This window comes from Polynucleobacter sp. AP-Capit-er-40B-B4, assembly GCF_018882245.1.
Lineage (GTDB): Bacteria > Pseudomonadota > Gammaproteobacteria > Burkholderiales > Burkholderiaceae > Polynucleobacter.
The window spans coordinates 466,829-488,010 of the sequence record NZ_JACVOV010000001.1 but is presented as its reverse complement, the minus strand read 5'-3'; the positions used below and the strand labels follow the sequence as shown (position 1 = coordinate 488,010).

Annotated in this window: 21 protein-coding genes; 15 read left to right on the top strand and 6 right to left on the bottom strand. The window is 45.3% G+C overall.

The features are described from left to right. Positions 1-4 precede the first annotated feature (4 nt). Positions 5-1,663: a carboxylesterase/lipase family protein gene (locus tag ICN19_RS02325; RefSeq protein WP_216245429.1), complete on the top strand. Its 1,659-nt coding sequence runs from the start codon at positions 5-7 to the stop codon at positions 1,661-1,663. A gap of 28 nt (positions 1,664-1,691) precedes the next feature. On the opposite strand, the gene ICN19_RS02320 is transcribed toward ICN19_RS02325, so the two are convergent. Further along, positions 1,692-1,946, bottom strand: a complete 255-nt coding sequence (locus ICN19_RS02320; protein ID WP_068322262.1) for a GIY-YIG nuclease family protein — start codon at positions 1,944-1,946, stop codon at positions 1,692-1,694. Positions 1,947-2,039: 93 nt separating this feature from the next. On the opposite strand from ICN19_RS02320, the gene clpB reads away from it, so the two are divergent. The 5 genes from clpB (at position 2,040) to ICN19_RS02295 (ending at position 8,470) form a co-directional block, all read left to right on the top strand. Then, the gene (gene clpB / locus ICN19_RS02315) at positions 2,040-4,643 is read left to right on the top strand and encodes an ATP-dependent chaperone ClpB (protein WP_216245428.1); all 2,604 of its coding nucleotides are present in this window, start codon (positions 2,040-2,042) and stop codon (positions 4,641-4,643) included. A 52-nt stretch (positions 4,644-4,695) separates the two neighbouring features. After that, complete coding sequence (locus ICN19_RS02310) at positions 4,696-5,931, top strand: MFS transporter (protein ID WP_216245424.1); 1,236 nt, start codon at positions 4,696-4,698, stop codon at positions 5,929-5,931. A gap of 282 nt (positions 5,932-6,213) precedes the next feature. After that, positions 6,214-7,512, top strand: a complete 1,299-nt coding sequence (gene aceA, locus ICN19_RS02305; RefSeq protein ID WP_215348597.1) for an isocitrate lyase — start codon at positions 6,214-6,216, stop codon at positions 7,510-7,512. 114 nt (positions 7,513-7,626) lie between these two features. After that, on the top strand, positions 7,627-8,067 hold the full coding sequence (locus ICN19_RS02300) for an HIT family protein (RefSeq protein WP_216245422.1): 441 nt from the start codon (positions 7,627-7,629) through the stop codon (positions 8,065-8,067). Between the two features lie 16 nt (positions 8,068-8,083). Then, positions 8,084-8,470, top strand: a complete 387-nt coding sequence (locus tag ICN19_RS02295) for a hypothetical protein (protein ID WP_216245419.1) — start codon at positions 8,084-8,086, stop codon at positions 8,468-8,470. Here the strand turns inward: ICN19_RS02295 and ICN19_RS02290 are convergent. The 5 genes from ICN19_RS02290 to ICN19_RS02270 are packed head-to-tail and all read right to left on the bottom strand — an operon-like array spanning position 8,467 to position 12,793. After that, on the bottom strand, positions 8,467-8,892 hold the full coding sequence (locus tag ICN19_RS02290; protein ID WP_216246009.1) for a DUF1841 family protein: 426 nt from the start codon (positions 8,890-8,892) through the stop codon (positions 8,467-8,469). The genes ICN19_RS02295 and ICN19_RS02290 overlap by 4 nt on opposite strands. Beyond that, positions 8,885-9,541: an endonuclease III gene (nth, locus tag ICN19_RS02285; protein WP_216246008.1), complete on the bottom strand. Its 657-nt coding sequence runs from the start codon at positions 9,539-9,541 to the stop codon at positions 8,885-8,887. Before nth ends, ICN19_RS02290 begins: the two co-directional genes overlap by 8 nt. Then, a complete protein-coding gene (gene rsxB, locus ICN19_RS02280) occupies positions 9,541-10,227 on the bottom strand; it encodes an electron transport complex subunit RsxB (RefSeq protein ID WP_216245417.1) in 687 nt (228 codons plus the stop codon). Before rsxB ends, nth begins: the two co-directional genes overlap by 1 nt. A gap of 54 nt (positions 10,228-10,281) precedes the next feature. Next, positions 10,282-11,562, bottom strand: coding sequence for a polyhydroxyalkanoate depolymerase (locus ICN19_RS02275; protein ID WP_216214094.1), 1,281 nt, complete (start codon positions 11,560-11,562; stop codon positions 10,282-10,284). A gap of 31 nt (positions 11,563-11,593) precedes the next feature. After that, positions 11,594-12,793, bottom strand: a complete 1,200-nt coding sequence (locus tag ICN19_RS02270; protein ID WP_216187935.1) for an amino acid aminotransferase — start codon at positions 12,791-12,793, stop codon at positions 11,594-11,596. Between the two features lie 171 nt (positions 12,794-12,964). Here ICN19_RS02270 and uvrB point away from each other — a divergent pair, with 171 nt between their 5' ends. From uvrB to ICN19_RS02225, 9 genes are all read left to right on the top strand, one after another. Further along, entirely contained in the window at positions 12,965-15,106 is a 2,142-nt protein-coding gene (uvrB, locus tag ICN19_RS02265; protein ID WP_370625110.1) for an excinuclease ABC subunit UvrB, read from the top strand. Positions 15,107-15,257: 151 nt separating this feature from the next. Then, positions 15,258-15,827 (top strand): Fe-S cluster assembly transcription factor, encoded by a 570-nt coding sequence (locus tag ICN19_RS02260; protein WP_216245416.1) that lies wholly within the window; start codon positions 15,258-15,260, stop codon positions 15,825-15,827. A 29-nt stretch (positions 15,828-15,856) separates the two neighbouring features. Next, the gene (locus ICN19_RS02255; RefSeq protein WP_370625109.1) at positions 15,857-17,116 is read left to right on the top strand and encodes an IscS subfamily cysteine desulfurase; all 1,260 of its coding nucleotides are present in this window, start codon (positions 15,857-15,859) and stop codon (positions 17,114-17,116) included. A gap of 38 nt (positions 17,117-17,154) precedes the next feature. Next, complete coding sequence (gene iscU / locus ICN19_RS02250) at positions 17,155-17,541, top strand: Fe-S cluster assembly scaffold IscU (RefSeq protein WP_068322308.1); 387 nt, start codon at positions 17,155-17,157, stop codon at positions 17,539-17,541. A gap of 12 nt (positions 17,542-17,553) precedes the next feature. After that, on the top strand, positions 17,554-17,877 hold the full coding sequence (gene iscA, locus ICN19_RS02245; protein WP_012357505.1) for an iron-sulfur cluster assembly protein IscA: 324 nt from the start codon (positions 17,554-17,556) through the stop codon (positions 17,875-17,877). After that, positions 17,855-18,382: a Fe-S protein assembly co-chaperone HscB gene (hscB, locus tag ICN19_RS02240; RefSeq protein ID WP_216245414.1), complete on the top strand. Its 528-nt coding sequence runs from the start codon at positions 17,855-17,857 to the stop codon at positions 18,380-18,382. Before iscA ends, hscB begins: the two co-directional genes overlap by 23 nt. Positions 18,383-18,409: 27 nt before the next feature. Next, the gene (gene hscA / locus ICN19_RS02235; RefSeq protein ID WP_216245412.1) at positions 18,410-20,275 is read left to right on the top strand and encodes a Fe-S protein assembly chaperone HscA; all 1,866 of its coding nucleotides are present in this window, start codon (positions 18,410-18,412) and stop codon (positions 20,273-20,275) included. A gap of 38 nt (positions 20,276-20,313) precedes the next feature. Further along, complete coding sequence (gene fdx / locus ICN19_RS02230; RefSeq protein WP_215348652.1) at positions 20,314-20,652, top strand: ISC system 2Fe-2S type ferredoxin; 339 nt, start codon at positions 20,314-20,316, stop codon at positions 20,650-20,652. A 241-nt stretch (positions 20,653-20,893) separates the two neighbouring features. Beyond that, complete coding sequence (locus tag ICN19_RS02225) at positions 20,894-21,112, top strand: DUF2892 domain-containing protein (RefSeq protein WP_216245410.1); 219 nt, start codon at positions 20,894-20,896, stop codon at positions 21,110-21,112. Positions 21,113-21,182: the final 70 nt, after the last annotated feature.

Here is a 21,182-nt window from a genome sequence, read left to right as displayed (position 1 = left end):
TCAAATGAAAAAATTAGTTGCCTTGTTATTGACTGCTATTGCTACTGGCGTATGTGCTGCAGAGAAGCCTGTTGTTAAGGTTGAAACAGGTGGCTTGCAAGGTGTGATTGAGTACAACATGCAGGCGTTTAAAAATATTCCATATGCAGCCCCTCCTGTGGGTGACTTGCGCTGGCGCCCTCCGCAACCAGCGCTTGCTTGGAATGGCACACGTGATGCTAGTAAGTTTGGTGGTGCCTGTCCGCAGCAATATATTAAAAATCTTAACGATGGTCTTGGGCTACCAGGTAGCGAGGATTGTTTAAAGCTCAACGTTTTTACACCCTCTAAACCTAATAAGAATTTGCCGGTCATGGTTTGGTTCCATGGTGGCGGTTTAATCGTAGATGGTGCTAAAGATCCGCAGTTCACCCCAATCAATTTGGTGAAGAATGGTGTCATCGTTGTTACGGTTGACTACCGTCTTGGATCATTGGGCTTTTTTGCTTCAAAAGAGTTGATTGAGGAAGCAAAAGCTAAGGGTGAGCCAGTAGGTAATTACGGCACCATGGATCAAATTGCCTCTTTAAAATGGGTCAAAAAGAATATTGAAGTATTTGGGGGAGATCCCAATAACGTAACAATCTTTGGTCAATCAGCTGGCGGTAGAAGTGTGACCTGGTTAATGGTTTCTGATGCAGCCAAGGGGTTGTTCCACAAGGCGATTGCCCAAAGTGCGCAACAAAGTCCTTTAAGGGGAATGACTGAAAAGCGTTTTGGCTTAACACCAGAGGTGGATATAGGCGCTAAATTTATGGCTGCACTTGGCGCGAAATCGTTAGCCGAATTACGTAAGTTGCCAGTTCAGAAGTTGGTTCTGGATGGCAACTCTTACTATGCTGGTGAGTTTGGCGGTCCTTTTGTTGACGGTCAGATTTTGAAGGGCGACCCCATTCCTTTATTTGCCGCTGGTAAGCAGGCGAAAGTGCCTTTCATGATCGGCACAAACTCATTTGATAGCGATTTCATGTTGCCTGGTGAGCCTGCCTTAGATGTCTTTTTGAAGAATGTGCGCGAAGACCCAAAGATTATTGAGCAGCTTTATGCCAATGTAAAAGATAAATGTATTTTGAATTCTTTTGTAATCCAGGATCTGATGTATCGCGCCAGTACCAAATTATTGGCAAATAGCATGAATGGTATTGCCCCGGGTTACGCCTATTACTTTGATTACCTAACTCAGAATATCCGAGCCGCTTTACCGGGCGCACCTCATACTTACGAGATACCTTATGTCTTTGGTAGTTTGGGATTAGTAACCCAAGCTCCTAAGCAGGCCTTATCTGGTGTGAATCAATGCGATCGAATTGAAAAAGATATTGCTGGGTTCAAGAAAACACATGTCTGGCCAAAAGATTGGTTTCCGATTGCGGATAAAAATAGCTCTCAGGATCAAGCAATGTCCGAGAGGTTATCTGCCAGCTGGGCGGCTTTTGCCAAAACCGGTAATCCAAATGTGAGTGGTCAGGCAAATTGGCCTACATACAATCTGAATGAAGACGTTATGAGAAATTTTTCACCTGGTTCAGAAACGATTACAGGATTATTTAAAGATCGGGTGGCTTATCAAGCTCTGCACTTAAGAGAAATCTATGCATTAGAACGCGTAAAAGACGCCTTCTAATGTTCAGTCAACAGCAAATTAACCACCCTCATGGGTGGTTTTTGTTTTTAAAGAATGCCAACTTTTCAGAGCGGGGAAGTTGCTTTAATTTGATCTCCGCCTTTGAGGCTTCAGATCGATCCGGGTGCTCTTGTGTAGCTAAAAGGACAACTGGTCTGCGAGCTCTTGTATAGCGAGCGCCTTGCCCTGAGTTGTGAGCTTCTAGCCGATGTTCTAGACGGTTTGTAATGCCGGCATAGTACGTGCCGTCAGAGCATTCTAGTAGGTAAACAAGCCAGGTCAAAATGGGTCAAATTAGGGTTAAAAAGGGCTCAAATACCCTTGAAATTGGCGATATTGCCCTTATATTCTATAGATAGATATATGGAGTGCATAAATGAGAATAGATAAATTAACAACTAAGTTTCAAGAGGCCTTAAGTGAGGCCCAAAGTATCACTTTAGCTAAAGACAACCAATATATTGAGCCAGCCCATGTGTTGTTGGCAATGTTGCGTGATTCTGATGGTGGTGCAAAGAGTTTGCTAACAAGAGCGGGCGTCAATGTGGCCGGCCTCGAAAAGGGTGTAGAAAAGATTATTGGCAACCTTCCTGAAGTGCAGGGCACTAGCGGGGAAGTCCAGGTTGGTCGTGATCTCAGTAATTGGTTGAACTTATGTGAAAAAGAGGCCAACAAACGTAATGATCAATTCATTGCGGGTGAACTGTTTTTACTGGTTGTAGCAGATGACAAAGGCGAGCTCGGCAAGGTTGCTCGCGAGAATGGCTTAAATCGTAAATCGTTAGAGGCGGCTATTGATTTAGTGCGCGGAGGAGAATCAGTGAATAGTGCAGATGCTGAAGGTCAACGTGAGGCCTTAAAAAAATACACAGTCGATTTAACTGAGCGTGCTCGTATGGGTAAGCTCGATCCAGTCATTGGTCGTGATGATGAGATTCGTCGCACCATTCAGATCTTGCAGCGTCGCGGTAAAAATAACCCTGTGCTGATTGGTGAACCAGGCGTAGGTAAGACCGCGATCGTAGAAGGTTTGGCCCAACGTATTGTTAATGGCGAAGTCCCAGAGACCTTAAAGAACAAACGCGTTTTAGTTCTGGATATGGCTTTGTTATTGGCTGGTGCGAAATATCGTGGTGAATTTGAAGAGCGTCTGAAGGCAGTGCTCAGTGACGTTGCTAAAGATGAGGGTCAAACCATTATCTTTATCGATGAGATTCATACGATGGTTGGCGCTGGTAAAGGTGATGGCGCAATGGATGCTGGCAACATGCTTAAGCCAGCCTTGGCGCGCGGCGAATTGCATTGCATTGGCGCAACAACCCTAGATGAATATCGCAAATATATTGAAAAAGATCCTGCGTTAGAGCGTCGCTTTCAAAAAGTGATGGTGGAAGAACCTAGTGTTGAAGCAACCATCGCTATCTTGCGTGGTCTGCAAGAGCGTTATGAGCTCCATCACGGTATTGAAATCACTGATCCAGCAATTGTGGCTGCTGCCGAGTTGTCGCATCGCTACATTACTGATCGTTTCTTGCCAGATAAGGCGATTGATCTGATTGATGAAGCTGGTTCACGCATTCGGATGGAAATTGATTCTAAGCCGGAGGTAATGGATAAGCTCGAGCGCCGGCTCATTCAGTTAAAGATTGAGCGTGAAGCAGTTAAGAAGGAAAAGGACGAAGCTTCCCAAAAACGTTTAGGCCTTATTGAGGAAGAGATTAAGCGTCTTGGCGCCGAATATGCTGACCTTGAAGAAATCTGGAAAGCAGAGAAGGGGGCCGTATTAGGCGCCGCCAATCTGAAGGAAGAGATTGAGAAGGTTAAGGCCGATATTGCTAAGTTACAACGTGATGGCAAGTTAGAGCAGGTTGCTGAGTTGCAGTATGGAAAATTGCCAGAACTCGAAGCTAAGCTTAAATCTGCTGCGGCTGCTGAAGCGAAGGGCGACAAAGATGGTGTAGTGAAAAATAAATTACTACGCACCCAAGTTGGCGCAGAAGAAATTGCCGAAGTGGTTTCTCGTGCGACAGGTATTCCGGTATCGAAGATGATGCAAGGTGAGCGCGATAAATTACTCAAGATGGAAGAGCTTTTGCACAAACGCGTGGTTGGTCAGGAAGAAGCTATTCGTGCAGTGTCGGATGCGATCCGTCGTTCACGTGCCGGCTTGGCAGAAGAGAATCGTCCTTATGGCTCGTTCTTATTCCTTGGGCCTACTGGTGTTGGTAAGACTGAGTTATGCAAAGCGCTAGCCGGTTTCCTTTTTGATAGTGAAGATCACCTCATTCGTATTGATATGAGTGAGTTCATGGAGAAGCATAGTGTTGCGCGTTTAATTGGCGCGCCTCCAGGCTATGTTGGCTATGAAGAGGGTGGCTATTTAACAGAGCAGGTGCGTCGTCATCCATATAGTGTGATCTTGTTCGATGAAATTGAAAAAGCACATCCAGATGTGTTTAACGTGCTCTTGCAAGTGTTGGACGATGGTCGTTTAACTGACGGTCAAGGCCGTACAGTGGACTTTAAAAATACGGTCATTGTGATGACCAGTAATATTGGATCGCATTTGATTCAGTCAATGACAGACAAGAAACAATCTGAAATCAAAGAAGCGGTATTTGAGGAATTGAAAAATCATTTCCGTCCTGAGTTCTTGAATCGTATTGATGAGATTGTTGTATTCCACGGCTTAGACAAAGGCAATATTGCCAATATCGCGAAGATATTGCTCAAAAACTTGTCGGATCGTCTGGCAAAAGTGGATATGCAGCTTGAGGTTAGTGATGCAGCTCTCAATAAAATTGCGGAAGTAGGTTTTGATCCCGTCTTTGGAGCAAGACCTCTGAAGCGGGCCATCCAGCAGCATATTGAGAATCCTGTTTCCAAGATGATCTTGGAAGGCAAGTTCGGTCCTAAAGACGTAGTCCCTGTGGACGTTGATAAGGCGGGCGAATTTAGCTTTTCTCGTCAAGTCCATTAAGCAGTAAAAAAGTATTTCAGCAGGAAAATTCCTGCGCCAGTAAACTCGGTACATGACTGTTGCGCTTAGCAGGCGTGCCAGTGATGTCCGGGTTATTGGTCTCATTAGCCTAGCTCACGGCAGCTCCCACTTCTTTCATTTGGTACTCCCTCCCATGTTCCCATGGTTGAAGGATGCTTTTGCATTGAGTTATGCCGAGCTCGGTTTACTCATGTCAGTTTTCTTTGTGGTGTCTTGTATTGCTCAAGCTTCCTCTGGTTTTCTAGTGGACCGTATTGGCGCAAGGCCAGTATTATTTGGTGGTATTGGATTGTTGATTCTGGCGGCGTTTGTGTATTCACAAAGTAATGGTTATGCCATGCTCTTGATGGGAGCAGTTATTGCTGGTTGCGGTAACGGTATTTTTCATCCCGTTGATTACACACTTATTAATCACAAGGTGTCGCCCCCTAATCTACCGTACGCCTATTCAATGCATGGAGTCACGGGTTACTTAGGTTGGGCGGCAGCGCCAGCATTCATGGTGGCCATCGCTCAATTGAGTGATTGGCGTGTTGCATTCCTATGCGCAGCCTTGCTGGAAGCTTGTATCTTGGCGGTTCTGTGGGTCAATCGAAGCTATCTTCTAGATAACGTCAAAGAACGTCATGACGATACTCACGCAAGTAATCAAGCCGCTAATCCTGGGGTTGTGCAAGAGAGTGCATTCGCATTTCTGAAGTTAACTGCGGTATGGTTATGTTGGATTTTCTTTTTCTTCAGCATGGCTTCTACTTCAAGCCTGCAATCTTTTGCGCCTAGTGCGTTATTTTCAATTTATCAAGTGCCATTAGATGTCGGAAGTTATTACATCACCTTATTAGCGCTTGGTAGTGCTGGCGGTGTTTTGTTCGGTGGATATTTAGCTGCAAAGTTGAAAGCGCCTGAGCGTATCGTGACATCCTGTTTGTCTGTAACGATAGTAATGTGCTTATTACTAGGCACTGGATTTATTCCGGCTGGCCTTATTCCAATCTTATTTTTTGGCTTAGGCTTTGGCTATGGTGTTGTTGCTCCTTCACGAGATCTATTGGTGAAGACGGTAACTCCAAAAGGCGTTGCTGGACGCGTTTACGGAATCGTTTATTCGGGAATTGATTTGGGTGCTGCGGTAGGGCCTTTTATCTTTGGCTTCTTTATGGATGCCGGCCTTCCAAATGCATTATTCCTGGGTATTGTTGCCTTCCAGCTCATGATTATTCCAACGGTATTTAAGGTGTCTGCCGGTATTGCGCCAAAAACCGCTTAGTTGAGCTCTAATAATTTCATAATATGAAATGTCATTACGCTGCGTAAAATGCAGTGCAATCAGCAGCCCTGTAATTTATTCCAAGCAGTGGGTATGCATTCCACATAGTAAAAATATATCATTAAGTTATTGAATTTAAATAACTAAATATTTTTAAAAATATTCCATATTTAGCTTGCTTGCTTTTTTGAACTGTCTAAACTCTTATATAAGACATAAGACTTGAACTGGTCTTAAGAGTTCTCAAATTTTGAAGTACTTGTTTAACTTAGGGAGAAAAACATGGCAGATCGCAAAGCGGAAATCGCAGCTCTACAAAAAGACTGGGATACCAATCCACGCTGGAAAGGTATTACACGTGGCTATACAGCTGAGGACGTAATTCGTCTTCGCGGCTCATTGAAGATTGAGCACACTTTAGCTAAGCATGGCGCTGAGCGTCTTTGGGAGTTGGTAAACAATGAAGCTTACGTTAACTGTTTAGGTGCCTTGACTGGTGGTCAAGCAATGCAACAAGTTAAAGCTGGCGTACAAGCAATTTACTTATCTGGTTGGCAGGTTGCTGCTGACGGTAACTCTTATGCTGCAATGTATCCAGACCAATCTTTATATCCAGTAGATTCAGTTCCTAAGATGGTTGAGCGTATCAATAACTCATTCCAACGTGCTGATGAAATTCAAACAGCTAAAGGCATTAATAAAGGTGATGCAGGTTATATCGAGTATTTCGCTCCAATCGTTGCTGATGCTGAAGCCGGTTTCGGTGGTGTATTGAATGCATTCGAATTAAGCAAAGCATTGATCAAGCAAGGTGCTGCTGGTGTTCACTTCGAAGACCAATTGTCTTCTGTTAAGAAGTGCGGTCACTTGGGTGGCAAGGTATTGTTGCCGACAACAGAATCTGTACAAAAATTGATCTCTGCACGTTTAGCTGCTGACGTTATGGGTGTTCCAACTATCATCTTGGCTCGTACAGATGCTGAAGCTGCTGACTTATTGACCTCTGACTACGACGCAAATGACAAGCCATTTTTGACAGGTGAGCGCACAGCTGAAGGCTTCTACAAGACACGTAAGGGCTTGGATCAGGCAATCTCACGTGGTTTGGCTTACGCTGCTTATGCTGATATGGTTTGGTGTGAAACTGGTACTCCTGATCTCGAATTTGCTCGTCAGTTCGCCGAAGCAATTCGTGCGAAGTTCCCAGGCAAGATGTTGGCTTACAACTGCTCACCATCTTTCAACTGGAAGAAGAACTTAGATGACGCAACAATTGCTAAGTTCCAACGTGAATTAGGTGCAATGGGCTACAAGTATCAATTCATCACATTGGCTGGTATTCACTCTATGTGGTACAACATGTTCGATTTGGCACAAGACTACATGCAGCGTGGTATGACTGCATACATCGAGAAGGTACAAGAGCCAGAATTTGCTGCTCGTGATCGTGGCTACACATTCGTTTCACACCAGCAAGAAGTTGGCACTGGTTACTTCGACGATGTAACTACTGTTATTCAAGGTGGTAAGTCTTCTGTAACAGCATTGACTGGTTCTACTGAAGAAGAGCAGTTCCATTAAGAATCCCTAAGTAGTACGTAGTAAGCGGCGCAGTAATAATGCGCCAATACTGCCGCGGCACCTAAATGACCTCACAAGGGTGACTTAGGTGCCGTTTTCGTTTACATTCCTCCCATGACTAATTGTGTACTTTGTAAAGACGAGCTCAAAGCCGAAGAGGATCAACTTATTTGGCGTGGAGATGACTGTCGAGTCATTCTCGTCAACGACCCCGATCTACCTGGTTTCTGCAGGGTGATCTGGAATCGACATGTGGCGGAGATGACTGATCTCAGTTATGGCGAGCGCGATCACATCATGACCTTGGTTTTTGCGGTTGAGGAAGCTATTCGTCACGTAATGCATCCCGATAAGATCAATATCGCAGCCCTAGGCAATATGGTTCCGCATATTCATTGGCACGTTATCCCCAGATTTAAAGACGATGCTTTCTTCCCGGGGTCGGCTTGGTCTAAAAGGACTCAAGAAACGCAAGCATCTACATTAGAAGCCAGAAGAATAAAAGCTCAAGAATTGCCGGCAGTTATAAGGGCTGCTAACGCAAATTTGGCATAAGCACCTTATTGTTTTAATGAAAAAAATTCTATTTGTATTTCTAATATGCTTTAAAGCATCCACCATCTACGCTAGTGAGGTCTGGTCTGGTTATGCAACTGTTCCAGCGGGAATGGGGTGGCCTGACTACACTATGCATATTAAGTTAATACTTGATGATTCAGCTGGGGATTCAGGGCGCTATGAGGGCAGAGTTGAATTAACGGGGCAAATGAAATGTCGAAGTGAAGTAGACCTTTTATTTTTAACGATAAATAATAGAAATATTGAAGTAAGAAGTAAGCCTTTGCCTACTCCAGGATGTGGTTACTTTTACTTTAAAGGTAGTGTGGTGGATGGGGAATGGATTGGGAAAATGCCTTGGAATGGCAGACAAAACGAATTGATTTTTAAAAAACACTAAATTATTTTTTTTAAAGCCTCTAGATATTTCTCGGGATTAAGCGCTTGACCTTCGCGCTGCGCCTCCCACATCACTTGCCCAAGGCATTCCATCATGGCATGCTGCGCTTCATGCATGGAGCCTAACTTTTGCGATAGCTTTTCTGCAATCTCTTTGATACCAGGTGGCTGATTGATAGAGATTTGCTCGCTAATCGATAAATGCATCGACAAATGCAGGAATGGATTGGTTTCTCCGCGCTCTGGTGTGTAGTCCTGTCCTAGAGCGCCTTCAGGGTCGGCAAGGAGGTCGTGGTATTCGGGATGTTCTACCATCCAATCGCTTGCGAGTATTTCCATTGGATCAAGAATCTGATTCTCAGTTTTCTTTTTCCAGGTATCGCAGAAAAATCGACGAACTTCTTCACGGGTTGGATTAAATATCGCCACGAACTTTTCCTTTGCCAGTTTTTTGTTTAAAGCTGCATAGGGGTTCTACTATGCATTGTGCGCAATCAGGATTACGCGCCTTGCAGGTATATCTACCATGCAAAATGAGCCAATGGTGAGCATCGTGTAGATACTCTTTTGGCACACGTTTGAGCAATTGCTCTTCTACCTTGACGACATCTTTACCAGGCGCAAGACCTGTGCGATTAGAAACTCTGAAGATGTGAGTATCAACAGCAATAGTAGGTTGTCCAAAGGCGGTATTGAGAATAACGTTTGCAGTTTTTCTGCCAACACCAGGCAGCGCTTCTAGATCTTCGCGGGTCTGAGGTACTTCACCCCCATGCTTTTCCAAGAGCAGTCGACAGGTCTCCTGAATATGCTTGCCCTTGGAATTGAATAGACCAATATGCTGGATATAGGGCCTAACACCTTCTTCGCCAAGATCTAAAAGGGCTTGAGGAGTATTTGCAACCTTATAGAGCTTACGTGTCCCCTTGTTAACCGATACATCGGTCGCTTGAGCGGATAGTAGTACCGCAATTAATAGCTCAAAGGGCGAGCTATATTCCAGCTCAGTTTCTGGTTTGGGGTTATTCGCTTTGAGCTGCTCAAAAAAAGCGCGACGCTTTTCTAGATTCATCATTTCATTTCTTGTGCACGTGCGATAGCTGCTGCAATGATGGCGCGTTTGCGTTCTTGTTCTTTTAATTCTTCTTCAGATTGAGGTGATTCACTGTTTACAGACTGTAATTTAGCTGCTGCCTTTTTGGCGAGTCGATCATCATTATCTTTTTGTTCTCGATCTAGACGTGTTTCACGGTCGTGATAGCGCTTGCGAGAAACATCTGCAAGCTCTTGTGTCCATGCATCCCAGCCGGTTTTATCTCCTGTGATATTAATCATGCTGATGCAATCTACCGGACATGGTGGAATGCAGAGGTCGCAGCCTGTGCACCACTCGGTCAGCACAACATGCATTTGCTTAGAGGCGCCAACGATCGCATCAACAGGACATGCCTGAATGCAGAGCGTGCAGCCAATACACTTCTGTGGATCAATGAATGCTACTGGGCGGGGCCGCTCAAGGCCGCATTCTGGATCAATAGTGGGGTGAAGATCAAAAGCATCTTGTGGGTAAATTGGTATCAAAACCTTGCTCAGGCGTTCAATACCCTCTACGCCGCCGGGAGGGCAGCGGTTCGGTAAGGCTTCGCCACTGGCCATGGCTTCTGCATATCCGCGGCAATCTGGGTACCCACACTTAGTGCATTGCGTTTGCGGAAGAATATCCTCAAGTTGATCAACGAGGTTACTAGCTTGGCTCATAGAAATTGCTGACAGTGATCTTATTAAAATTAAAGGCTCCGTAGAGCCCTTAATTTATGCAGACTTGGTAGTCCGTGTAGCGGTTTTCTTCGTATTCTGATGTTCGCGAATGAAGGTCTTAATCTTTGGATAAACCTTCTCACGCCAACGACGTCCAGCAAAGATGCCGTAGTGTCCTGCGCCAGCAACTTCATAGTGGTCTTTATTCTCTTTTGGAATGCCTGCACATAAAGCGTGGGCTGAACGTGTTTGACCACTTCCAGAGATGTCATCCAACTCACCTTCAACGGTTAGAAGTGCAGTCTTTTTAATATCCTGTGGTTTCACGAGTTCGCCAGCTACTTCCCATGTGCCATTTGGCAATGAATAGTCTTGGAAAACAGTCTTGATAGTGTCTAAGTAGAACTTAGAGTCCAAATCCAATACGGCGTTGTACTCGTCGTAGAAGCGAATATGTGATTCAGCATCCTGCTCGTCGCCGCGTACCAAGTTTTGGAAGTAGTCCCAATGAGACTGCAAATGGTTTTGCGGATTCATGGCGATAAAGCCCGTGTGCTGCAAGAAACCTGGGTATACACGACGACCAGCGCCTGGATAGTTAGGTGGCACGTTATAAATCACGTGACTTTCAAACCACTCGTAAGACTTTTGGTCTGCCAAGTTATTTACTGCAGTTGGTGATTTGCGTGCATCAATTGGACCACCCATCATGATCATCGATGCTGGAGTTGCTTCGCCAGCTGATGCCATCAAGGAGATTGCACCTAAAGTTGGAACTGTTGGCTGGCAAACGGAAATCACATGTAAATCTTTTGCGCCAATGGTGCGAATGAATTCTTGTACGTAATGAACGTAGTCATCAAGACCAAATTCACCATCTTCAACGGGAACCAAGCGTGCATCAATCCAATCGGTGATGTAAACCTTGTGATCTTGCAGGAGTGTGCGCACAGTGTCACGCAACAATGTGGAGTGATGTCCGGATAACGGAGCAACAATTAATACGACTGGATCTTCTTTAAGTTTCTTAATGACTTCGACATCATCAGAGAAGCGCTTGAAGCGCACTAAGTTGCAAAATGGTTTTGCAATCGCAGTTCTTTCATGGATGGCAACTTCTTTGCCATGCGCCATTACTGAACGAATACCAAATTCTGGCTTCTTGTAGTTTTTGCCTAGGCGGTAGAGGAGTTCATAGCTAGCTGCTAAACGGTCAGATCCTGGAACTTTAGAGGCAGGATTAGAAGCGTTAATAAAAGCTTCTGAAGCAGCTCTTGCCCATGAACTAACTGGTTGAAGTAGGGCTTTTTGAAATTCGTGTAACTGATATAGCATGGTGCCTCCGGTAATTCAGGATATCCGCTTGTTACGCTAAGACGCGGGCGATTGCTTTAGCCACTTTATCAATATTTTTAGTATTGAGGGCTGCCACACAAATGCGTCCAGTAGAGAGGGCATAAATGCCATCTTCTTTCTGTAAGCGCTCAACTTGCTCGGCTGTTAAGCCTGAGTAAGAAAACATTCCACGTTGCTTCTCGATAAAAGCAAAATCTTGCTTCACACCGGCAGCAGCGAGTTTTTCAACGAGACCGTGACGCATCGCTTTAATGCGATCACGCATTTCTGCCAACTCATCTTCCCAGAGCTTGCGCAGTTCTGGTGAATTCAAAACAGCAGCAGCAATTGCCGCGCCGTGAGTTGGAGGGTTCGAATAGTTGGTGCGAATTACACGCTTCAATTGTGAAAGCACGCGAGTAGATTCATCTTTACTTTGTGTCACGATAGACAATGCGCCAACACGCTCGCCATAGAGTGAGAATGACTTAGAGAATGAACTCGAAACAAAGAAAGACATTCCTGATTCAGCGAAGAGACGAACTGCAACACCGTCTTGCTCAATCCCAGCCGCAAAGCCTTGGTAAGCCATATCCAAGAAAGGAATCAAACCCTTGTTTTTGCAGATATCGATTACTTGACGCCATTGCGCTTCAGTGATGTCTGCACCAGTTGGGTTGTGGCAGCAAGCATGCAACAACACGGTAGTGTTCTTTGGGAATGACTCTAAAGATTTCACCATGCCGTCAAAATCAACACCACGTGTTTTGCCATCGAAGTAGGTGTACTCAACTACTTCAAAGCCAGCAGATTCAAAAATGCCGCGATGGTTTTCCCAAGTAGGATTGCTAATCGCGCAAGGTGCATTTAAGTTGAGACGTTTAATAAAGTCAGCGCCAACGCGCAAAGCGCCAGTGCCGCCCAAACATTCGGCGGTTACAACGCGTCCATCTTTAATGAGCGCAGAGTCAGCGCCAAACAATAAGTTTTGCACTGCGCTGTTGTATGGGTTTGGTCCCTCGATAGGGATGTAACTGCGCGGTGAGTGCTTTGCAACAATTGCCTCTTCAGCTTTAATCACTGCTTTTAAAAGTGGAACCTTGCCTTCATCTGTGTAATACACGCCAACGCCTAAGTTCACCTTGTCGGCGCGTTGGTCTGCAACGTAGGCTTCTGTGAGGCCAAAAATAGGATCTTTAGGGGCTAATTGAACTGAGGCAAACAGGGTCATTTGGGCTTGAAATTGAAGGTTATAGGGTGGTTTTGTTCGTAATTGACGTTAAATTCAGTTTAATTGTCGGTTTTTGAGGCCAGAATCAACTATTTCCTAAGAAAAACGGCAAAATCATTGTTTGTACAAAATTCGCTGTGAAGAAATCTCACAGATGAAATGATAGCCGAGATGCCCCCTAAGTTACCCAAAATTGCTCCAAATTCCGAAGTAAAAACGGTAAATAAAAGCCCGGCGGCAGATCCATTGGGCGAGGCTGGCCACGACCTTGATCCAGCTAAGTTTGTGACCTTCCCAGACTCCCCTTATCAGCTCTATCAGCCATTTGCACCTGCTGGAGACCAGCCCCAGGCTATTGATGCCCTAGTGGAGGGCATAGAGGATGGATTGACCTTTCAGACGCTTTTAGGGGTTACGGGGTCCGGAAAGACCTTCACGATGGCCAATGTCATCGCCAGAACAGGTCGTCCAGCCATCATTTTTGCCCCAAATAAGACCCTAGCCGCCCAGCTCTACAGCGAATTTAGGGAGTTTTTCCCCAAAAACGCGGTTGAGTACTTTGTTAGTTATTACGACTACTACCAACCAGAAGCCTATGTTCCTCAGCGCGACTTGTTTATTGAAAAAGACTCTTCGATCAATGAACACATCGAGCAGATGCGTTTGTCGGCAACCAAGAGTCTTTTAGAGCGTCGTGATGTCATCATCGTTGCCACTGTTTCTGCAATCTACGGTATCGGCAATCCGGGCGACTATCACAGCATGGTGATGACATTGCGCCCTGGCGATAAGATGAGTCAGCGCGATATTTTGATGCGACTCATTGCTATGCAGTATGACCGCAATGAATTAGATTTCAAGCGCGGTGTATTTAGAGTGCGTGGCGACACGATTGATATTTTTCCTGCCGAACATAATGAGTTGGCAGTGCGCGTTGAGTTGTTTGATGATGTTATCGAAAGTTTGCAGTTCTTCGATCCTCTCACTGGAAAAATTCGTCAGAAGATTCCACGCTTTACGGTTTACCCAAGTTCGCACTACGTTACTCCGCGCGACACTGTTCTGAAAGCCATCGAAACAATCAAAACAGAATTGCGCACTCGCTTAGATGAGTTCGTTAAAGATGGTAAGTTGGTTGAAGCGCAGCGTCTTGAACAGCGCACCCGTTTTGATTTAGAAATGCTCAATGAATTGGGTTTTTGTAAAGGGATCGAGAACTACTCGCGCCACCTCTCTGGCGCCGCTCCTGGCGAAGCTCCGCCTACGCTGGTGGACTACCTACCTAATGATGCTTTGATGTTCCTTGATGAAAGCCACGTCTTAATTGGACAGCTCAATGCGATGTACAACGGCGATAAATCGCGTAAACATACCTTGGTGGAATTTGGTTTCCGTTTACCTTCTGCGATGGATAACCGTCCACTCAAATTTACTGAGTTTGAAACGAAGATGCGTCAAACCGTTTTTGTTTCTGCAACGCCTGCTGATTACGAGAACACTCATCAAGGTCAGGTCGTTGAACAAGTAGCTAGACCAACTGGATTGGTCGATCCAGAAATCGAGGTCTTACCAGCAAGTACACAGGTGGATGATTTGTTGGATCAAATTCATGAGCGCGTCAAAGTGGGTGAGCGCGTATTAGTTACTGTATTGACTAAGCGTATGGCGGAACAATTAACTGACTACCTATCCGATAACGGCGTGAAGGTGCGATACGTACACTCGGATATTGATACGGTCGAGCGCGTAGAAATTTTGCGTGACTTGCGTTTAGGTGTCTTCGATGTGTTAGTTGGTATCAACTTATTGCGCGAAGGTTTGGATATTCCGGAGGTCTCATTAGTTGCTATTTTGGATGCCGATAAAGAAGGTTTCTTGCGTTCAGAGCGCAGCTTGATCCAGACGATTGGCCGAGCCGCTCGAAACGTCCGAGGCAAAGCGATCCTGTACGCCGATAAGATTACGGATTCCATGAAACGCGCCATGGGGGAGACTGAAAGGCGCCGTACCAAGCAGATTGCCTTTAATAAGCTTCATGGCATTGAGCCTAAAGGTGTTCAAAAGCGCATTAAGGACATTATTGACGGGGTCTACGACGTCAAAGAGAAGCGTCAGGAGATGCAGGTTGAGCAGGAGCGGGCTCGCTATGAGGATATGGGCGAGAAGGACCTGGCTGCTGAGATTAAGCGCCTAGAGAAGCAAATGAACGCTGAAGCTAAGAATTTGGAGTTTGAGAAGGCTGCTAGCACTCGAGATAGGCTCACTAAGGTCAAAGAAATGGCCTTTGGGGCTAGATCCAGGGACTCTGTCTGAGGATTGCTCCCTTAATTCCTGGCTTGTAAGAGGGATTTTTGGGATAATTCCCGAGCAGATTGCTAGGGATTATGTTAAAGTTGAGTGGAATGGTCGGGTATTACCCGCCCGACTGTGAGCTGTCCATAACAATCCATTACCAAGGTGACATATGAGACTTACAACTAAAGGTCGTTTTGCAGTAACCGCAATGATTGATTTAGCCCTGCGTGAAACGCATGGTCCTGTAACTTTGGCCGGAATTAGCCAAAGACAAAAAATATCCCTTTCTTACCTCGAGCAATTGTTCGGCAAATTACGCCGTTTCAATATCGTGGAAAGTACTCGCGGTCCTGGAGGTGGTTACACCTTAGCGCGACCATCTTCCGAGGTGAGCGTTGCAGACATTATTGTTGCTGTTGATGAACCTCTCGATGCCACTCAATGCGGCGGCAAAGGTAATTGTCATAGCGATGAAGAAAATCATGGTCGTTGTATGACTCATGATCTTTGGAGCAATCTCAATTCCAAGATGGTTGAGTACCTCAGTTCAGTGAGCCTAAAAGATTTAGTCCAACAACAAGAAGGCCGCGGCGTTGTGATTCAAGATATGCGCCAAAAGAAAATCAAAGTTGAAAGTGCGAAAGCAGATAAGCCGACTCCAGCACTTGCAGCCAAAAAAGATGTTGCTCCTAAATTACCGCTAGTGAATTCCGTATTCAACTTGGCGCGACAAAGTTAATAACAGCATTACCTATAGATAAATAAACCATGAACGCACCAAAAGACCTTCCAAAACAACCGGTTCCTATGTTTAGCCCTAAACACTTCCCGGTGTATATGGACTATTCAGCTACTACGCCGATTGATCCGCTGGTTGTCGACAAAATGTTGCCTTATCTGCGCGAGCAGTTTGGTAATGCTGCTTCACGCAGCCATGCATATGGCTGGGCTGCAGAAGAGGCTGTTGAGTGGGCGCGTTCAGAAGTTGCTCTTTTAGTGCATGCTGATCCAAGGGAAATCGTGTTCACCAGTGGTGCCACTGAAAGTATTAATTTGGCATTAAAAGGTGCGGCGCATTTTTACAAAGATCGCGGTAACCACATCATCACAGTAAAGACTGAGCACAAGGCTACTTTAGATACTTGTCGCGAATTAGAGCGCGAAGGTTTTGAAGTGACTTACTTGGATGTATTGCCGAATGGTTTGATTGATTTTGCACAGCTCGAAGCGGCGATGAAGCCTGGCACAATTTTGGCTTCAGTAATGTACGTCAACAATGAAATTGGAGTGGTACAAGATATTCCTGCGATTGGTGAATTGTGCCGTTCACGCGGTGTTATTTTTCATGTGGACGCAGCGCAAGCAACCGGCAAAGTAGAAATTGATTTAGAAAAGACCAAAGTAGATCTAATGAGTTTTTCTGCTCATAAGACTTATGGCCCTAAAGGGATCGGCGCCTTGTTTGTTCGCCGTAAACCCCGTATTCGTATTGAGGCGCAGATTCATGGTGGTGGTCATGAGCGCGGTATGCGTTCCGGCACTTTGGCTGTTCACCAGATTGTCGGCATGGGCGAGGCATTCCGCATTGCCCGTATCGATATGGCCTCAGAAAATAAGCGTATTCGCGCCTTACGCGATCGCTTATTAAATGGCCTGAAGGATATTGAAGAGGTTTATGTCAATGGTGACATGGACAATCGAGTACCTCATAACCTGAACATTAGCTTTAACTATGTTGAGGGTGAGTCTATGTTGATGGCCCTGAAAGATTTGGCTATTTCATCTGGTTCAGCATGTACTTCAGCTTCTTTGGAGCCTTCTTATGTATTAAGAGCTCTTGGCCGTAATGATGAATTAGCACATAGCTCGATTCGCTTTACCTTGGGCCGCTTTACTACTGAAGAAGAAGTGGATTTCACTATTAAGTTAGTGAAGGAAAAAATTGCCAAGTTACGCGAGCTATCACCACTGTGGGAAATGTACAAAGATGGAATCGATCTGAGCACGATTCAATGGGCTGCACACTAAAAGAAATATAAAGATAAAGAAATTAAAGAGGAAATACCATGGCATATAGCGAAAAGGTCATCGACCACTACGAAAATCCCCGTAACGTTGGTTCATTCGAAAAGGGTGACGACAGTGTAGGTACCGGTATGGTTGGCGCACCTGCATGTGGTGACGTGATGAAGCTACAGATTCGCGTGAACGACCAAGGCGTGATTGAAGATGCCAAGTTCAAGACTTATGGCTGTGGTTCTGCGATTGCTTCATCTTCATTGGTAACGGAGTGGGTTAAAGGCAAGACTTTGGATCAAGCGCTTGAGATTAAAAACTCATTGATCGCTGAAGAGTTGGCATTGCCTCCAGTGAAAATTCACTGCTCAATTCTGGCTGAAGACGCGATCAAAGCAGCGGTAGCCGATTACAAAGAAAAGCATCCAGCGAAATAAGCAGGCATAACTATGGCAATCACCTTAACCGACAAAGCAGCTGCACACGTTAACCGCAATTTAGAAAAGCGCGGAAAAGGTTGTGGCTTGCGCTTGGGTGTTCGTACAACAGGCTGCTCTGGCTTGGCATATCAACTCGAGTATGTTGATGAGCCCGCTGCTGAGGACCAAGTATTTGAGTCCAATGGTATTAAGGTATTTGTAGATCCAAAAAGTCTGGCTTACTTAGATGGTACAGAGTTAGATTTTGTACGTGAGGGTTTGAACGAAGGCTTTAAGTTTCAAAATCCAAACGTAAAAGACGAGTGTGGTTGTGGCGAATCCTTCCGCGTCTGACGATTACTTTCGCTTCTTTGGATTAAATCAGCAATTCAAAATCGATTTGCCTGCTCTAGATCAGGCGTATCTAGCGATTCAGAGAGAAGTACATCCTGATCGCCATGCTCGTGGCAGTGATGCAGATCAGCGCTTAGCGATGCAAATGGCAACCTTGGCTAATACCGCCTTTCAGACCCTTAAGAATCCCATTCAACGCGGCTTATATATTTGCCAGCTTCATGGGGTTGATGCCAAGCTAGAAACTAATACCGCCATGCCCGCTGCTTTTCTCATGAAACAAATGGAGTGGCGTGAGAGTTTGGATGAGCAAGAAGAAGATTTGCCTGCGCTTGAAGCCTTGATGGCAGAAGTCGAGGAATCTCAAGATGAGACCCTTGCTGAAATTACCCAGGCAATCGACGGCGCCAAGAATTATCAGCGCGCAGCAGAGCTACTTCGAGGCCTACTCTTTATTGATAAGTTTGCGGTTGAGCTTGATGACACTATTGCAGCCTTAATCTAGGCGCACACAAGCTACACTCTATCTCCTATGGCCTTATTACAAATCTCAGAACCCGGTAAATCGCTAGCGCCACATCAGCGCCGTATTGCTGTTGGTATTGATTTGGGGACCACTAATTCTTTGGTGGCAATTGTGCGTGATGCTTTGCCAAAGGTGTTGCCAGATTCCCAGGGGCGCGAGCTGCTTCCATCTGTTATTCGTTACTTGCCTAATGGTAGGACTCAAGCAGGATTTGAAGCGCTTGAAAGTGTTGTGCTTGATCCAAAGAATACGATTGTTTCAGTGAAACGTTTTATGGGCAGAGGCTTGCTTGATGTGGAGCATATTGAAAGTGCACCATATGATTTCGTTGATCAACCTGGAATGCTCAAGCTAAGAACAGTAGCTGGCGATAAAAGTCCAATTGAAGTCTCTGCAGAAATCCTGGCGCGCTTGCGTCAGTTGGCGGAAGACTCTGTTAATGATGAAATCGTTGGTGCTGTAATTACAGTCCCCGCATACTTTGATGATGCACAGCGTCAGGCAACGAAAGATGCTGCTAAATTAGCTGGCATTGAGGTTCTCCGTTTATTGAATGAACCAACTGCCGCTGCAATTGCCTATGGCTTGGATAATGCCTCGGAGGGTGTTTACGCCGTCTACGATTTGGGCGGCGGCACCTTTGATATCTCGATACTACGTATGAGTAGAGGTGTCTTTGAGGTGCTCTCTACTGGGGGTGACTCCGCTCTAGGCGGTGATGACTTTGATCATCGCTTGTATTGCTGGGTCATTGAGCAAGCGAAGCTACCGCCGCTATCTATTTATGACCATCGCACACTTTTGCAGGCCTGTAAGCATGCAAAAGAACAACTCAGCCACAACCCGTTAGCACGCGTTCATGAGACGCTTGCCGATGGTACTGTAGTAAATGTTGGGGTGAGTCAGGCTCAATTCTTTGAGATTACTCAGAATTTAGTGGCTAAGACTTTGATGGCTTGTAAAAAAGCTTTGCGTGATGCTGGCCTCAAAGCTGAGGACGTTAAAGGCGTGGTGATGGTTGGTGGCTCAACTCGCATGCCGAATGTGCAACGTGCTGTCGGTGAGCTATTTGGCACGCAGCCATTAAATAATTTAAATCCTGATCAAGTTGTTGCATTAGGTGCGGCGATGCAGGCAGACCTGCTGGCTGGTAATCAGAGTAAAGATGATGAGTGGCTTTTATTGGATGTCATCCCGCTTTCTCTTGGTGTTGAAACCATGGGTGGCCTGGTAGAAAAGATTATTCCTCGCAATACACCGATCCCAGTTGCTAGAGCACAAGATTTCACGACCTTTAAAGATGGCCAGACTGCTTTGGCTATTCAGGTGGTACAGGGCGAGCGTGAGTTGGCGCAAGACTGCCGCTCTTTAGGTAGGTTTGAGCTGCGTGGCATACCAGCTATGGCTGCAGGAGCTGCGCGCATTCGAGTAACTTTTCAGGTAGATGCAGATGGCCTTTTATCTGTGAGCGCAACTGAGCAAGGCTCTGGCGTTAAGGCATCGATTGATATTAAACCCTCTTATGGCTTAACTGATGCAGAGATTACGCGCATGCTGCAGGACGGTTTTGCATCTGCTAAAGAAGATTTACTCTCTAGATCCTTGCGTGAAGAGCAGGTCAATGCACAGCGCTTATTAGATGCAGTACAAACAGCTCTCGATAGCGATCGCAATCTTTTGAACACAGAAGAGCAAGCAGTTATTGATCAAGAGATGGCAGCATTACAAAAGATTTTGAATGAAGAAACTGATAGTGCAGTAGTTCGTAAGGCGGTGGATCACGCTGCTAAGGCAACCGATGACTTTGCACAAAAACGCATGAACGCCAGCATTCAAAAGGCTCTCTCTGGCAAGAATGTTGCTGAGATTTAAACAATGAATTCCCGATAAAACATAAGCAGAACAGAATCATGACCCAAATCGTTGTCTTACCGCATAGTGAGTATTGCCCTGAAGGCGCAGTTGTTGAAGTTGCTCCAGGGACGTCGATTTGTGAGGCTTTATTAGAGAATGACATTCCAATTGAACATGCCTGCGATATGGTTTGTGCCTGCACTACCTGCCATGTAATCGTCAAAGAAGGCTTTCAAAGTCTGAATCCTCCAGATGAAAACGAAGAAGATATGCTGGATCGTGCCTGGGGTTTAAATCCTCAGTCTCGCCTGTCTTGCCAGGCTATTGTGGCAAAGCAGGATTTGGTGATTGAAATCCCTAAATATTCAATCAATCACGCTAAAGAGAATCATTAATGCACCAAAATGAAGCATTGATGCCTCGAAACATGCATTAAATAAAATGGTGGGGTTTCTAGAGGATTAATATGAATTCGTAGTTCATTCTTTAGGTAGTACCTCCAAAAAAATCTTTTAAGCCATCCTGCGGGGTGGCTTTTTCTTTTCCTATTTGCCAAATAATATGTTAAATTACATAATGTAAATATACATATTGTTAGTGAATGTCATTTCCAGCACCATTCAAAAGGAGAACCAAATGAAATGTAACGTTGGTGGTATCGATCGCGTTTTGCGTATCGCTGTAGGTTTAGTGTTGATTGGCCTGGCAGTAAGCAATGTGGTTGGTGTATGGGGATGGATTGGTGTTGTCCCTCTCGCAACAGGATTGTTTAGATTCTGTCCTTTATATCCAATCCTGGGTATTAATTCATGTGGCGCTGGATCAGATTGCAGTGGTGGTGGTTGCTGCAAGTAAAGAGCGCAGACATAGTGCTGATAAGCTCTAGCAAACAAAAAAGCCTCGCATTGCGAGGCTTTTTTGTTTG